Source organism: Nocardia sp. No.11 (assembly GCF_038752175.1).
GTDB lineage: Bacteria > Actinomycetota > Actinomycetes > Mycobacteriales > Mycobacteriaceae > Nocardia > Nocardia canadensis.
Map to the genome: position 1 here is coordinate 19,969 of NZ_JBCGFB010000013.1, position 13,453 is coordinate 33,421.

At 71.7% G+C, this 13,453-nt stretch carries 14 protein-coding genes; 6 read left to right on the forward strand and 8 right to left on the reverse strand.

The window, feature by feature from the left end; genetic code table 11:
- The first annotated feature begins 2 nt into the window (after positions 1-2).
- Complete coding sequence (locus V8688_RS06495; protein ID WP_218718472.1) at positions 3-800, forward strand: ABC transporter permease subunit; 798 nt, start codon at positions 3-5, stop codon at positions 798-800.
- A 107-nt stretch (positions 801-907) separates the two neighbouring features.
- On the opposite strand, the gene V8688_RS06500 is transcribed toward V8688_RS06495, so the two are convergent.
- From V8688_RS06500 to V8688_RS06515, 4 genes are all read right to left on the reverse strand, one after another.
- Positions 908-1,672, reverse strand: a complete 765-nt coding sequence (locus V8688_RS06500) for a glucose 1-dehydrogenase (protein WP_316575552.1) — start codon at positions 1,670-1,672, stop codon at positions 908-910.
- 213 nt (positions 1,673-1,885) lie between these two features.
- Positions 1,886-2,734, reverse strand: coding sequence for a helix-turn-helix transcriptional regulator (locus V8688_RS06505; protein ID WP_218718470.1), 849 nt, complete (start codon positions 2,732-2,734; stop codon positions 1,886-1,888).
- A gap of 56 nt (positions 2,735-2,790) precedes the next feature.
- Positions 2,791-3,189, reverse strand: coding sequence for a PPOX class F420-dependent oxidoreductase (locus V8688_RS06510; protein ID WP_342800413.1), 399 nt, complete (start codon positions 3,187-3,189; stop codon positions 2,791-2,793).
- 35 nt (positions 3,190-3,224) lie between these two features.
- A complete protein-coding gene (locus tag V8688_RS06515; protein ID WP_342800414.1) occupies positions 3,225-3,701 on the reverse strand; it encodes a DUF1772 domain-containing protein in 477 nt (158 codons plus the stop codon).
- Positions 3,702-3,856: 155 nt separating this feature from the next.
- Between V8688_RS06515 and V8688_RS06520 the strand changes: the two genes are divergently transcribed.
- Complete coding sequence (locus tag V8688_RS06520) at positions 3,857-4,465, forward strand: DUF4126 domain-containing protein (protein ID WP_218718467.1); 609 nt, start codon at positions 3,857-3,859, stop codon at positions 4,463-4,465.
- 13 nt (positions 4,466-4,478) lie between these two features.
- On the opposite strand, the gene V8688_RS06525 is transcribed toward V8688_RS06520, so the two are convergent.
- A complete protein-coding gene (locus V8688_RS06525) occupies positions 4,479-5,489 on the reverse strand; it encodes an LLM class flavin-dependent oxidoreductase (RefSeq protein ID WP_342800415.1) in 1,011 nt (336 codons plus the stop codon).
- 119 nt (positions 5,490-5,608) lie between these two features.
- On the opposite strand from V8688_RS06525, the gene V8688_RS06530 reads away from it, so the two are divergent.
- Both V8688_RS06530 and V8688_RS06535 read left to right on the forward strand, forming a co-directional pair.
- Entirely contained in the window at positions 5,609-6,085 is a 477-nt protein-coding gene (locus tag V8688_RS06530) for a MarR family winged helix-turn-helix transcriptional regulator (protein ID WP_218718465.1), read from the forward strand.
- Between the two features lie 46 nt (positions 6,086-6,131).
- Positions 6,132-7,565: a DHA2 family efflux MFS transporter permease subunit gene (locus V8688_RS06535; protein WP_342800416.1), complete on the forward strand. Its 1,434-nt coding sequence runs from the start codon at positions 6,132-6,134 to the stop codon at positions 7,563-7,565.
- Positions 7,566-7,650: 85 nt separating this feature from the next.
- Here the strand turns inward: V8688_RS06535 and V8688_RS06540 are convergent, their stop codons facing one another.
- Positions 7,651-8,361: an HAD-IA family hydrolase gene (locus V8688_RS06540; RefSeq protein WP_218718463.1), complete on the reverse strand. Its 711-nt coding sequence runs from the start codon at positions 8,359-8,361 to the stop codon at positions 7,651-7,653.
- Entirely contained in the window at positions 8,358-10,460 is a 2,103-nt protein-coding gene (locus V8688_RS06545) for a transketolase (RefSeq protein WP_342800417.1), read from the reverse strand. Before V8688_RS06545 ends, V8688_RS06540 begins: the two co-directional genes overlap by 4 nt.
- Positions 10,461-10,597: 137 nt before the next feature.
- On the opposite strand from V8688_RS06545, the gene V8688_RS06550 reads away from it, so the two are divergent.
- Both V8688_RS06550 and V8688_RS06555 read left to right on the forward strand, forming a co-directional pair.
- Complete coding sequence (locus V8688_RS06550) at positions 10,598-11,263, forward strand: response regulator transcription factor (protein WP_218718461.1); 666 nt, start codon at positions 10,598-10,600, stop codon at positions 11,261-11,263.
- Complete coding sequence (locus tag V8688_RS06555; protein ID WP_218718460.1) at positions 11,260-12,417, forward strand: GAF domain-containing sensor histidine kinase; 1,158 nt, start codon at positions 11,260-11,262, stop codon at positions 12,415-12,417. The genes V8688_RS06550 and V8688_RS06555 overlap by 4 nt, the downstream gene beginning before the upstream one ends.
- Here the strand turns inward: V8688_RS06555 and V8688_RS06560 are convergent, their stop codons facing one another.
- Positions 12,418-13,404, reverse strand: a complete 987-nt coding sequence (locus V8688_RS06560; protein ID WP_342800418.1) for a class I fructose-bisphosphate aldolase — start codon at positions 13,402-13,404, stop codon at positions 12,418-12,420.
- Positions 13,405-13,453 lie beyond the last annotated feature (49 nt).

Sequence of the window (13,453 nt, forward strand, 5' to 3'; positions counted from 1 at the left end):
TCGTGCTCGTGTGGACTCCTCGGGGAAAGGCCCTGGTGCTCGGCGTGTTCGGGCTGGTGGTCGCGGTGGTGTTCGTCGCCCCGATCGCCACGGTGGTCGCCGCCGCCTTGGCCGGTAGCTGGACCGGCCCGCTGCCCTCGGACCTCGGCTTCACCACGATCGGCAACGCGCTCACCGGCGAGCAGGCCGCCAGTCTGTCGGTGAGCCTGCAGACCGCCCTGCTGGCCGGGGCGATCTCGCTGGTCCTCGGCACCTGGGCCGCGCTCGCCTCGCGGGAAGCGCCGGCCTGGCTGCGCCGGGTGACCGACGCGGTGTTCCACCTGCCGGTCGCGGTGCCCTCGGTCGCGGTCGGCCTCGGTGTGCTCATCGCGTTCAACGAGCGCCCGCTGCTGCTCGGCGGCACCAAGTGGATCGTGATCGTGGCGCACGCGGTGCTGGTGCTGGCGTACGCGTTCAGCGCGGTGTCCGCCGCGCTGGACCGGCTCGACCCGGCGTACCGGCAGGCCGCCGAATCCCTCGGCGCCGGGCCGGTACGTGTGCTGTGCCAGATCACCCTGCCGTTGCTGCTGCCCGCCCTCGGGGCGGCGGCCGGTCTGGCCGTCGCGCTGTCCATGGGTGAGCTGGGCGCGACGATCATGGTCTACCCGGCCACCTGGAAGACGTTGCCCGTCAGCATCTTCGCCCAGACCGACCGCGGCGAAGTGTTCGACGCCGCGGCCGGGACCACGGTCCTCGTCGTCGTGACATTGGTGGTCCTGGTCGTCCTCGGTCGGGTGCGGGGACGGGCCGCGCTGCGCTGATCCGTTCCGGTACGAGGCGGGCGCCAGCCGTCACCGCCACCGGGAACCGACCCGGGGGACCTCCGCGGGAGACGGTGGCCTCGCGCCGGCGTCCGACCAGGTGTCGTTCACAGGAGGGCGGCGGCGTCGACGGCGGTGAGGCCGCCGTCGACGCGCAGGTCGTGGCCGTTGACGTAGGCGGCGTCGGCGGAAGCCAGGAAGGCGACGGCGGCGGCGACATCATCGGCGGTGCCCACTCGACCGGCGGGGGACAGGCCCGCGACACCTGCCTGGGCGGCGTCGGAGAGTTCGGCGCGCAAGGCCGGGGTGTCGATATAGCCGGGGCTGACCGAGTTCACGCGGATCCGACGCGGCGCCCATTCGGCGGCGAGCGTGCGGGTCAGGTTGTGGACAGCGGCCTTGCTCGCCGAGTACAGCGCGGCGCCGGGGACGCCGCGGTGCAGGCCGAAGGAGGCGTTGATGACGATCGCGGCGTGCTCGGACAGCAGCGGCGACGTCTTCTGGAGGGTGAAGAACGCGGCCTTGACGTTGGCGGCGATCACCTCGTCGAACAACGCGCCGGTCACCTGGTCGATCGGCTGGAACGAGCCGATGCCCGCATTGGCGAAGACCACGTCGAGGCGGCCGTAGCGAGCGGCGAGGGCGGCCACCAGAGTGTCCAGGTCGTCGAGATCGGTGACATCGCCCGCGATGCCGTGTGCCCGCGCCCCGAGCTCGGCCACCGCCGCGTCCAGCCTGCCCTTGTCGCGCCCGGTCACCACGACCTCGGCCCCTTCGGCGAGCAGCCGGCGCGCGGTCGCCAGACCCATGCCACTGGTGCCGCCGGTGATCAGCGCCGTCTTGCCGTCGAATCGAGAACTGTTGTGCGTCATGGATTCAGCGTGGCCGTCGACGCGCCGCGCAGACAGTGCGCAGTTATCCGGGGTGTGCAACCACCAGGCTCGGCGCCCCCGGCGGCACGGATCGTGTGTGGCTACGGCGTGCTCGCTGTCGGTTCGGCCACCCGCCGACTGCGCGATGCCGGACGGCGTTCCGTGGTGCCACGGGTTCCGCCGCGAGCGTGCCGGCGGGAAGGGCGTCGTGGGTCAGGCGGATTCGGTCAGGCGCAGACGCGGCAGGCGGGCGAGCCGTTCGTCGGTGTCGGTGCCCGGCTTCGGGTTGTAGAGCACGACAGACCAATTCGGGTGGTCGGCGACGGTCAGCGTGGTCGCGTCGAAGAACAACTCGCCGACTTCGGGATGGTGCAGGGCATTGACGGCTTGGGCGGGCACGCCGACCTCGTGCCGTTCCCACAGTCGCGCGAAGTCGGGCTCGGCGGCGGCGAGTTCGCGTGCCACCCGGTGGAATTCGTCATCGTGTGGGGCGAGGGCGGCGTCGGCGCGATAGGCCGCGACGACCCCCGGCGCCGCGGCGTCCCACAGCTCGGGCAGTCCGCGATACCGCCGGCTGGTGAAGAAGGTGATCAGGCAGTTGTGCGGTTCGCCGTCGTCGCAGCCGAATACCCGCCCGGCGAGGGCATTGAACGCCAGGATGTTCCAGTACCGGTCCCGCACCACGGCGGGCCCACGTTCCCAGCCGTCGATCAGCTGCCGGATCTCGACCGTCACCTCGGTCCCCGGCGTGGCGCTCGGGGGCGGAGGGTTGAGCCCGGCGAGCAGGTACAGATGCGCCCGCTCCGGCACACTCAACCGGAGCACGCCCGCCACCGCATCGAGGACTTCCCCCGAGACCGTGATGTCGCGCCCTTGCTCGAGCCACGTGTACCAAGACACCCCAACCCCGGCCAGCATCGCGACCTCTTCGCGCCGCAATCCCGGGGTGCGGCGCCGACCCGCCGCCGGTAGTCCGACGTCCGTCGGCCCGACCCGTTCCCGCCGCGACCGCAGGAAGTCGCGGAGCTGCTCGCGACGGTGGGTGGATGCTGCACTGGCCATCCCACCACGCTAACCGCGCCGCCCCGGTCTCGGCGAGGCGGCGCGGAGGAGCCAGGCTATTCCGGGCGGCGGCTGGTGAAGTCGAAGGATCCACCGTCGATGCCCCAGGAGATGACCCGGTCGGGGTGGATTCGGAGGACCACGCGTTCCTGGTGCGGGAACGGCGGCTCCTCGTCCTCGAGTGCCACCGCCTTGCCGCGCACCTCGATGCCGCGGATCACGTAGGGCTCGGCCGAGACCTGTTGGTCGACGACGAACGAGACCCGGCTGCCCGCTTCGACATTGCGGTACTTGCGACTGGTTCGCATCCGCATGCCGCCGATGTCGATGGTGCCGTCGGCGTTCACGCGATAGTTGGTGGGGTTGTTCTGGACGACGCCGTCGGGCGACACCGTGGCCAGCCTGCCGATTCCCGCCTCGGCGAGGAACTGCTGTTCATTGATGGTGAAGGTCATCTCGGTACTCCTCGGTGTCTGCGATGTCGGTGCGGTCAGAACAGGATCAGCGCGGCGCACAGGCCGGCGATGGCGATGAACTGCAAGGTGACCCGGTACTTCAGGATGCTGTCCCACTTGTCCTGCAGCGCACGGGCATCGGCCGGAATGACGCCGCTGAGCGCGGCGGCGGTCTGCTGGGAATTGATCGGCTTGGCGACGCGGACATAGAAGGCGAGCCAGGTCAGCAGCGCGGCCACCGAGATCCCGGCCGCGACAGCGGCGCCGAGCTGGCCGGCCGACAGCGCGATCACCAGCGTGAGTATCGCGGTGACCACCCCGCCCACCCCGGCGATCGGCATGCGCTTGTCGCCGTAGTAGTGACCCCACCCCGCGCTCACGGTCACGGTCGCGTCATCGAGCTTGCGGTAGACGGACCGCATGATCACGGCACCGCAGACATCGGTGCCGTAGACGACGGCATTGGCGAGGACGGCGACGGTGGCGATGATCTGGCCGGTGACAACGAGCATGGCGGGCTCCCTCTTCGTGAAATCTAGCGTCGCTAGAAGCTGGAGCAACGGTAGCATTCGAGCGATAGCGTGTCTAGCGATGCTAGCTTTCGGAGCGCTGTGGCAGCCCCGCTCGGCGGCCGCGCGGAGTCGGTGGACGGGCCTACGCTGAGCAGGTGTCGGTGCTACCTCTGATTTTCACCGCGGGCTGGGCCAGCGGGATCAACGCGTACGCGGTGGTGTTCCTGCTCGGGTTCTTCGGGCGGATCGGCTGGGCCGAGGACGTGCCGCCCGGGCTCGAACGCACCGATGTGCTCGTCGCCGCCGCCATCCTCTTCGTGATCGAGGCCGTGGCCGACAAGATCCCGTATCTGGATTCGTTCTGGGACGCCGTGCACACCGTCGTGCGGCCCGCGTCCGGGGCGGTGGTGGCGGCCTTGATCGCCGGGCAGGACGACTCGCTGCCCACGCTGTTCGCCGCGGCGGTCGGCGGCACGACGGCCCTGGCCAGCCACATCGTCAAAGCCGGTACCCGGATGGCGATCAACACCTCGCCGGAACCGGTCACCAATATCGCGGTGAGTACCGCCGAGGATCTGGGCGTCGGCGGCGTCATCACCCTCGCGGTGTTCTTCCCCGTGCTGGCCGCGGTGATCGCTGCCGTCTCGCTGGCGATCGGATTGTGGGTGGTCTACGCCTGTGCCAGCCGCATCCGCCGCTACCTGCGCCGTCGTCGCGAACGCCGCGCCGCCCGCCGGGGCGAGCTGGACGCGGCGCTCGAGTAGGCGCTCGGGGAGGTCAGCGCACCTGCGGGGCGACCTTCGTGCCGAGCAGCTCGATGCTGTGCAGGACCTGCTCCGGCGGGAGCGTGCCGACGCTGGTGTGCAGCATGAACCGGTCGAGGCCGAGGGTGTCGCGGACCTCGGCGATCTTGCCCGCCACGTAGTCCGGCGTGCCGACGAACAGTGAACCGCTCTGCGAACGCAAGGCGTCGAACTGCTCGCGGGTCATCGGGCCCCAGCCGCGTTCGCGACCGATGGTGGACATGGCCAGCGCGTACGGCGCGTAGAAATCGGCCACCGCCTGCTCGTCGGTATCGGCCACATAGCCGTGCGCGTGCACCGCCACCGGCTGCTTCTCGTGGCCACCCTCGGCGAGCGCGCGGTGATACAGCTCGACCAGCGGTGTGAACCTGGCCGGCTGACCGCCGATGATCGCGATCGCCAGCGGCAGGCCGAGCAGGCCGGCGCGGATCACCGACTCCGGACTACCGCCGACCGCGATCCAGACCGGCAGCGGCCGGTCGTCGGTGCGCGGGTAGACGGTCGCGTCCCGCAGCGGCGCGCGGAACCGGCCCGACCACGTCACCGGCTCTTCCTCGCGCAGCCGCAGTAGCAGCGCCAGCTTCTCCTCGAACAGGTCGTCGTAGTCGGCGAGGTCGTAGCCGAACAGCGGGAACGACTCGGTGAACGAGCCGCGCCCGGCCATCAGCTCGGCCCGGCCGTTCGACAGCCCGTCCAATGTCGCGAAGTCCTGGTACACCCGGACCGGGTCGTCGGAGCTGAGGACGGTGACCGCGCTGGTCAGCTGGATGCGCTCGGTCCGCGCCGCCGCGGCCGCCAGGACGACGGCGGGCGAGGACGCCGCGAAGTCCTTGCGGTGGTGCTCGCCGACGCCGTAGACGTCCAGGCCCGCCGCCTCGGTGGCGACGGCCTCGTCGACGACCTGGCGCAGCCGCTCGGCGGCGGTCGGCGCGGGCCGATCGCCGGTGGGGTACAGCTCGGCGAAGGTGGTCAGCCCCAGTTCCATGTGAACCTCGTCTCGGGATGTGGTCTGCTCTGGTCACCGCTTAAACGGACCGCGGTCCGGCAAAATTCCCGCGGATACGGAGGGGTGCAGATTATCTATTACAAAACTATAGTGACGGTATGACCGCCCTCGCGACGACGCGCACCGAACCCGACCTGTCCTTCCTGCTCGACCGCACGAGTCATGTCCTGCGCACCCAGATGGCGGCCGCGCTGGCCGAGATCGGGCTGACGGCCCGCATGCACTGCGTGCTGGTGCACGCGCTCGAGGCCGAGCGGACCCAGGCGCAGCTCGCCGAGCTCGGCGACATGGACAAGACGACCATGGTCGTCACCGTCGACGCGCTGGAGAAGGCGGGTCTGGCCGAGCGCAAGCCGTCGAGTACCGACCGTCGCGCGCGCATCATCGCGGTGACGCCCGCGGGGGCGAAGCTGGCCGCGCGCAGTGCCGACATCGTGGACGGCGTGCATCGGGCGGCGCTCGAATCGTTGCCGAAAGGCGAGCGGGAGACCTTGGTTCGCGCGCTGAATCTGCTGGTGGAGGGGCATCTGTCCACCGCGGTGGAGGCCGCTCCCGCGCGGCGCGCCCGGCAATAGTCCGTTATAGATTGTCTGCAACGAAACTATCTAGTACGGTCATTTCATGACCTCTTCTCAGCGCATCGCCTTGGCGGTGCTGTCGGCGGCGACGCTGATGACCATCCTCGACGGCAGCATCGTCACCGTCGCGCTGCCCGCCATCCAGGCGGATCTCGGCTTCTCGCCCGCCGGCCTGAGCTGGACCGTCAACGCCTACCTGATCGCCTTCGGTGGACTGCTCCTGCTGGCCGGACGGCTGGGCGACCTGATCGGCCGCAAGACGATGTTCCTCACCGGCACCGTCGTTTTCACCGCGGCCTCGCTGCTGGCGGGAGCGGCGACCACCCCGGCGATGCTGGTGGCGGCCCGCTTCCTGCAGGGCGTCGGCAGCGCCATCGCCGCGTCGGTGGTGCTCGGCATCCTGGTCACGATCTTTCCCGGCCCGCGTGAACGGGCCACGGCCATCGGCATTTTCAGCTTCACCGGCGCGGCCGGGGCCTCGATCGGGCAGGTGCTCGGCGGCGTGCTCACCGATGCGCTGAACTGGCACTGGATCTTCCTGATCAATGTGCCGATCGGGCTGGTGACGATGCTCGTCGCCGTTAGGGCGCTGCCGGCCGATCGCGGTCTGGGGTGGGCGGCGGGCGCCGACGTGTTCGGGGCCGTCCTGGTCACCGCCGGTCTGATGCTCGGGATCTACACCATCGTCGAGGTCGAGCGGTACGGCTGGGTGTCGCCACGCACCCTGGGGCTCGCAGCGTCGGCCGTCGCGCTGCTCGTCGCGTTCGTCGTCCGGCAGGCCACCGCGCGCAAGCCGCTCCTGCCGTTGCGGATCTTCCGCTCGCGCGCCGTCTCCGGCGCCAATGTGGTGCAGATGCTGACGCTGTCGGCGATGTTCGCCTTCCAGATCATCGTCGCGCTGTACCTGCAGAAGGTACTGGGCTACAACGCCTTGCAGACCGGTCTGGCCATGCTGCCCGCCGCGGTCGCCATCGGCGGGGTATCGCTGTTCGCCTCGGCCCGGCTGATGACACGCTTCGGCGAACGGGCCGTGCTGATCGCCGGCCTGGTGCTGCTGCTGGTCGGCATGTCGTGGCTGATGCGGCTGCCCGTCGACGCCGACTATGTCACCGATCTGCTGCCCATGATGGTGTTGATCGCCGGTGGCGGCCTGGTGCTGCCCGCGCTCACCGCACTGGGCATGTCGGGTGCCTCGGCCGACGACGCCGGGCTCGCCTCTGGCCTGTTCAACACCACTCAGCAGGTCGGGATGGCGATCGGAATCGCGGTCCTGTCCACCCTCGCCGCTACCAGGACCGGCGCCCAACTCGCCTCGGGTGCTACCGAAGCCGTCGCGCTGACCAGCGGCTACCGGCTCGCGTTCACCGTCGCGGCCGGGCTGCTCGCGGCGGCGCTGCTCGTCAGCGTGACGGTGCTGCGCCGCACGCGGCCCGCCACCGAAGTCACCCCGGCGGCGGACGCGGTCCCCGCGTTCTGACCGGCCGACCGCCGGGCGATCGAGGAGCGTCGCCCGCCGGGATTCGCCGCACGGCGACTGCTCGCGCCGACCCCGCACGCGGTGGTTACCGGGAACGCGGCGGTGCCGTGGCCGGCTGGCCGTCGAACCAGCTGACCAGTTCCGGGTCGTCCAGACCGTCCGCGACCAGCAGCGCCGCGGACAGATCGTGCGAGCGGGTATAGGCGTTCTGCGCCGCGACGCACGGCACCCGGGCCGCTGTCGCGGCGAGCACGCCATTGGCGGAATCCTCCACGGCGACAACGTGCTCGGGAGCGGACCCGGTGCGGGCCAGAACCTCGAGATACACCGCCGGACTCGGTTTGAGGTCGGGCACCTCCGTCCCGGTGACCACGGTGTCGAACACCTCGCCGAAGGCGTTGCGCAGCAACGGTTCCACCCACGCGCGGGTGCCCGTGGTGGCCACATGCAGCGCGACACCGCGGGCGGCGAGCCGTTCGATGAGCTCCCGGGCGCCCGGCCTCGGCTGGATCTGCCCGTCCTCGACCAGGCTCCGCATGATCCGGGTCTTGGCGGGGTGTAGTCGTTGCGCGAGTTCTCTGGCCTGGTCGGCTGAGCGCCCGGTGCTCTCGAACCAGTGGGTCATCCGCTGGGCGCCACCGGCGATCCGCAGCAGCTCCCCGTAGCGGTCGACATCCCAGCGGTCGGGGAGTCCGGCTTCGGCGAAGGCCGCGTTGAACGCCACCCGGTGGCCGTCGCGTTCGCTGTCGACCAGGGTGCCGTCGACATCGAAGATCACCGCCTCCAGGCGGGTCATCGCGCGCTGCCCAGATGGTCGCGGATGCGGGCGAGCGCCGACGACACGGTGAAGCCGTGGTGGGCCATGACCTCGGCGCCGGGACCGCTGTGCCCGAACTCGTCGATACCGATCGCCAGGTCGACCACGCCAGCCCAGGCCGTGGTCGTGCCCGCCTCGATGCTGACGGTGCACGCCGAGGGATCGGGGGAGTAGCGCGTGCGATCCAGCACCGACACCACCCGCACAGGATGGCCGTCGGCGCGGAGTTCCTGGGCGACCGCCGCCGCCAGTGCGACTTCCGAACCGGTGGCGACGAGCTCGACGGTGCGATGTTCCTCGCCGATCAGCGGCTCGGCGACAGCGACCGCGCCATCGTCGGCGGTGGGCGGGGAGCCGACGAGGGCGGGGTCCGAAGGCTTGCCGGTGGCTGTCACTCGCGGGGCGGGCACGAGGTCCTCGGCGCCGGGACCGTCGGCCGCGGCGGGCCGGGGCGTGACAGTGGGTTGGGGTGCTCGGCGGTGGGTGTCGTGCTGCGGCAGCGACTGTCGGGACAGGATCAGCGCGGTCGGCCCGTCGGTGTGGGTCAGCGCGAGTTCCCAGGCGAGCGCGGTCTCGGCATCGTCGGCCGGGCGCAGCACCTGGAGACCGGGGATGACGCGCAGCGATTCGAGGTGTTCGACGGGCTGGTGGGTCGGCCCGTCCTCGCCGACGGCGATGGAATCGTGGGTGAGCACGTAGATCACGGGCTGACCCATCAGCGCCGACAATCGCAGCGCGGGCCGCAGGTAGTCGGCGAACACCAGGAACGTACTGCCGAACACGCGGAACCCGCCGTGCAGGCTGATTCCGTTGAGGACGGCGGCCATGCCGAACTCGCGGATGCCGAACGCGATCGCGGTGGGTGCGTAGTCGTCCCCGCGCACGACCGGGCCGAACGCGGTTCCGGTCGAGCCCGCCAGGTCGGCCGAGCCGCCCACCAGCTCCGGCAGGATCGGGCGCAGGGCGTCCAGGCACGCCTGCGAGGACTGCCGGGTCGCCCGTGGCGCGTCGCCGACGATCCCGGACAGCGCGTCGGCCAGACCGTCGGGCAGTGTCCGCGCACCGGCCCTGGCGAACTCGTCGGCGCGTCGCGGTGCGGCAGCGGCGAATTCGGTAAACCGGCCGAGCCAGTCGGCCCGGTCCTCGGCGCCGAGCCCGGCGAGCACCGCGCACGTCGCGGCGACCTGCTCGGGCACCGTGAACGGCGGAAACGTCCATCCCGCGAGCTCTTTGGCCCGCGCCAGCTGATCGGCGCCCAACGGTGATCCGTGCGCCTTCGCCGTGCCGGCCACGTCGGGCGCACCGTGCCCGATCACCGTCCGGACAGCGAGGAAGCTCGGCCGGGGATCGTCCTTCGCCCGGGTCAGCGCCGCGTCGATCGCGGCGATATCGGTGCCGTCGGGCACCGCCTCGGTGTGCCAGCCGTAGGCGGCGAAGCGGGCGAGCTGGTCGTCGCCGCAGGCCCGGTCCACCGCGCCGTCGATGGTGATGGCGTTGTCGTCCCACAGCACGATCAACCGGCCCAGCCGCAGCTGCCCGGCGAGCGAGGCCGCCTCGTGGCTGACGCCCTCCATCAGGCAGCCGTCGCCGACGATCGCGTAGGTGCGGTGGTCGGTGAGCTCGGGGTAGCGGGCGTGGGTCATGCGCTCCGCCAACGCCATACCGACCGCCATCGCCAGCCCCTGGCCGAGCGGGCCGGTCGTGCACTCCACCCCCGGTGTCTCGCCGTACTCGGGATGGCCCGGCGTGCGCGACCCGAGCTGGCGGAACCGGCGCAGCTCCGCGATGGGCAGGTCGTAGCCGAACAGGTGCAGCAGCCCGTACAGCAGTGCCGAACCGTGCCCGGCGGACAGCACGAACCGGTCGCGGTCGGCCCAGCCGGGGTCGGCCGGATCGTGGCGCAGATGCCTGCTCCACAGCGTCCACGCCATCGGCGCCGCCCCCATCGGCATCCCGGGATGCCCGGAGTTCGCGGCCTCGACCATGTCGGCGGCGAGGAAGCGCAGGGTGTCGACGGCGAGCCGGTCGGTGTCGACGGCGGACACGACGAGCGGCCGATGAACAGTGGATTCCGGCATGGGTGGCGCCTTTCGATCGGGTCCGTCCATCCGACCGCACCCGGGGCAGCGCGGCCTTCCCCCGCGCGGGTGGCCGCACGGGTGATTTCTCGCCGATTGCCCCGAACCCCAGTGCTTTTCCGCCGTACTGTGGCGGTATGCCGGAGCCGCCGACCCCGTTACGGTTGGTGCTCGTCGACGACCACGAGATGGTCCTGCACGGGCTCGACGCGATGCTCGGCCACTTCCCCGACGAGGTCGTGATCGTGGGCCAGTCGAGCACCGACACCGCGGCGCTGCGCCTGATCGACGAGCACCGGCCCGACATCGTCCTGTGCGACATCCGCATCGGCAAGGCCAGCGGTCTGGATCTGTGCCGCCAGATCACCGAGCGGTATCCGGGCACCAAGGTCGTGGTGCTCACCGTGTACGACGACGAGCACTACCTCTATCAGGCGCTGCGCGCGGGCGCGGCCGGGTATGTGCTCAAGCGCGTGGACGGGCGTGAACTCGTCGCCCACCTGCGCCGCGCCGCCGAGGGCGAGACCGTCATCGATCCCGCCCTGGCCGGTCGGGTGGCACTGGCCGCGGCCCGGCTCGACGCGGGGCAGTTCTGGTCGGGCGCGCACCTGGGCCTGACCCAGCGCGAGTCGGAAGTGCTGGGACTGCTGGTCTCCGGGCACTCCAACCGGGCGGTGGCGGGCAAGCTCGTGGTCAGCGAGGACACGGTGAAGACCCACATCCGCGGGCTGTATCGCAAACTGGGCGTGTCCGATCGGAGCGGGGCGATCGCGGTCGCGTTGCGGGAAGGGCTGTTCCGGTGACCGGTGCCGCGCCGACGGCGGCGCAGCTGGCCCCGCTGCTCGCGGCCGACGGTGTGCAGCTCTACGCCGTCGACGGATCCGATCTCGGGGTGGTCGACCTGTGGCCGGCGCACCCGTCGGCGGGCTCGCTGACCCTGCCGGTCGGGTTCGGGGTGACGGGGCTGGTCGCCCGGACCGGAACCCCGGTCCTGCTGGATCGGGATTCGCCACGGAACGCCCTGCACCGCAGCCTGTTACGCCTCGAGCCGGGGCAGACGATCGCGCGGATGTGCCTGCCGCTGCGCGGTGTCGACGATTCCGTGGTGGGAGTCCTCGCCGCGCACCGGGATCCGGCCGAACCGTTCGGCCCGGCCGACCTCGACCGCGCGGCGGGCTACGCGGGTGTCCTCGGCCTGTCGGTGCACGCGCACCGGTTGTGGCGCACCGTCAACCGGCACCGCACCGAGCGGGATCGCCTGGTCGAACAGGCGATCTCCGCGCAGGAGGCCGAGCGTCGGCGCATCGCGTTCGACCTGCACGACGGGGTGACCACCGCGCTCGCGTCGATGTCGTTCCACCTGTCCGCGGCCGACCTGACCGTCTCCGAACTCGCCGCCCACGTCGCCACGGGCGACGAGTCCGGCGTGCGCGCGCTGGAGCGGGCCCGCGCCGAACTGGTCAGTGCCCGGACGCTGGCCGATTTCGCCTACAACGAGACCAGGGCGGCGATCTCGGGCCTGCACAGCCTGGTTCTCGACGACCTCGGCCTGGTCGCCGCGCTCGAATCGCTGGTCCGCACCGCGGGCACCGGCGGCGGCCCGGCGATCGAATTGCTCGTCGACCCGGCCGCCGCGGTCGGCGACATCGCCGACCACGCGGCCGCCGCGCTGTACCGGATCGCGCAGGAAGCGCTGGTGAACGCGGTCAAGCACGCGGGCGCGAGCCGGATCGTGCTGTCGCTGCGCCGGGTCGGCGACTCGGTGGTGCTCGGCTGTTCCGACGACGGCGCGGGTTTCGACCCCGCCGCGCGCCGGGCCGAGCGGGCCGCCGCCGACGGCCAGCACTTCGGCCTGAGCTCCCTGGCCGAACGCTGCGCCGTCATCGAGGCCTCGCTGCGCGTCGAGTCGCTGCTGGGGCGCGGCACGATCGTGCTGGTCGAGCTGCCGCTGCGGTAGTCAGCGGGTCGCGTCGGCGGCACTGCGGCAGTTCGCCAGCAGCACCCGCTGCGCGTCGAGCACCGCGGCGGGTGCGCCGGCCCAGGTCCGCAACGCGGCGCTGACCAGCGCGCGCCCGAACGAGAACGTGACCGCCCACGGCCGGTCGCCGTGGGCGTGCAGCGCGCGCAGGTACTCGCAGACCCGCTCGGTCGGCTGGCCGCCGGACAGGAACGCGATGCCGGGGACCGCGGCGGGCACGGTGTCGCGCAGGACCTCGAAGGTCGCGGCCACCACCGCCGCGGTGGACGCGGGCGCGGCGGCCAGGCCCGGGGTCACGAAGTTCGGCTTGAGCACGATGCCGGTCAGGTCGACGCCGGCGGCGTCGAGCGCGGCGAACACCGACCGCAGGGCGAGCCGAGTCGCCTGGGCGGACGCGGCCAGGTCGTGCTCGCCGGTGCACAGCACCTCCGGCTCGACGATCGGCACGATGCCGTGCTCCTGGCACAGCGCGGCATAGCGCGCCAGCGCGTGCCCGTTGGCGTGCGCGGCGTAGGGCGTGATCGTCCGCACGTCGAACACCGCCCGCCACTTGGCGAAGGCGGCCCCGCGCTCGGCATAGGACGCCAGCCGGGCGCCGAGACCGTCGAGTCCCTCGGTGACCAGCGCGCCCGCCTGCCCTGGCAGGGCGGTGGTGCCGGTGTCGACCTTGATGCCGGGCAGGATGTCCAGATCGCGCGCGGCGGCGGGGAAGGCACGGCCGTCGGCGAGTTCCTGGCCGAAGGTCTCGTCGCACAGGATGATTCCGCTGACCCGATCCGCCAGTCCGTCGGTGGTCAGCAGCAGGGCGCGATAGTCGCGCCGGGCGGTCGCGCTCGCCGGGATGCCCTCCTGCTCGAGACGCGCGGACATGGTCTTGATCGACTCGTCGGCGGCGAGAATGCCGCGGCCGCCGCCGGTCAGCTGCTGGGCGACGGCGGCGAGGGTCGGGGCGGGAAGTGTCGTCATGCAGACAGCGTGCGAGCGCGGCGCTCGTCCGTCCTCACCCCTGCGGGCG

Bases quoted from the DNA above. Each gene is read 5' to 3' on its own strand.
- V8688_RS06510 (WP_342800413.1), bottom strand. From the start codon at position 3,189: ATGACCTTCACCATCAATGAACAGCAGTTCCTCGCCGAGGCGGGAATC.
- V8688_RS06545 (WP_342800417.1), bottom strand. From the start codon at position 10,460: ATGCCGGAATCCACTGTTCATCGGCCGCTCGTCGTGTCCGCCGTCGAC.
- V8688_RS06530 (WP_218718465.1), top strand. From the start codon at position 5,609: ATGACCGCCCTCGCGACGACGCGCACCGAACCCGACCTGTCCTTCCTG.
- V8688_RS06525 (WP_342800415.1), bottom strand. From the start codon at position 5,489: ATGGAACTGGGGCTGACCACCTTCGCCGAGCTGTACCCCACCGGCGAT.
- V8688_RS06515 (WP_342800414.1), bottom strand. From the start codon at position 3,701: ATGCTCGTTGTCACCGGCCAGATCATCGCCACCGTCGCCGTCCTCGCC.
- V8688_RS06535 (WP_342800416.1), top strand. From the start codon at position 6,132: ATGACCTCTTCTCAGCGCATCGCCTTGGCGGTGCTGTCGGCGGCGACG.
- V8688_RS06505 (WP_218718470.1), bottom strand. From the start codon at position 2,734: ATGGCCAGTGCAGCATCCACCCACCGTCGCGAGCAGCTCCGCGACTTC.
- V8688_RS06500 (WP_316575552.1), bottom strand. From the start codon at position 1,672: ATGACGCACAACAGTTCTCGATTCGACGGCAAGACGGCGCTGATCACC.
- V8688_RS06550 (WP_218718461.1), top strand. From the start codon at position 10,598: ATGCCGGAGCCGCCGACCCCGTTACGGTTGGTGCTCGTCGACGACCAC.
- V8688_RS06540 (WP_218718463.1), bottom strand. From the start codon at position 8,361: ATGACCCGCCTGGAGGCGGTGATCTTCGATGTCGACGGCACCCTGGTC.
- V8688_RS06560 (WP_342800418.1), bottom strand. From the start codon at position 13,404: ATGACGACACTTCCCGCCCCGACCCTCGCCGCCGTCGCCCAGCAGCTG.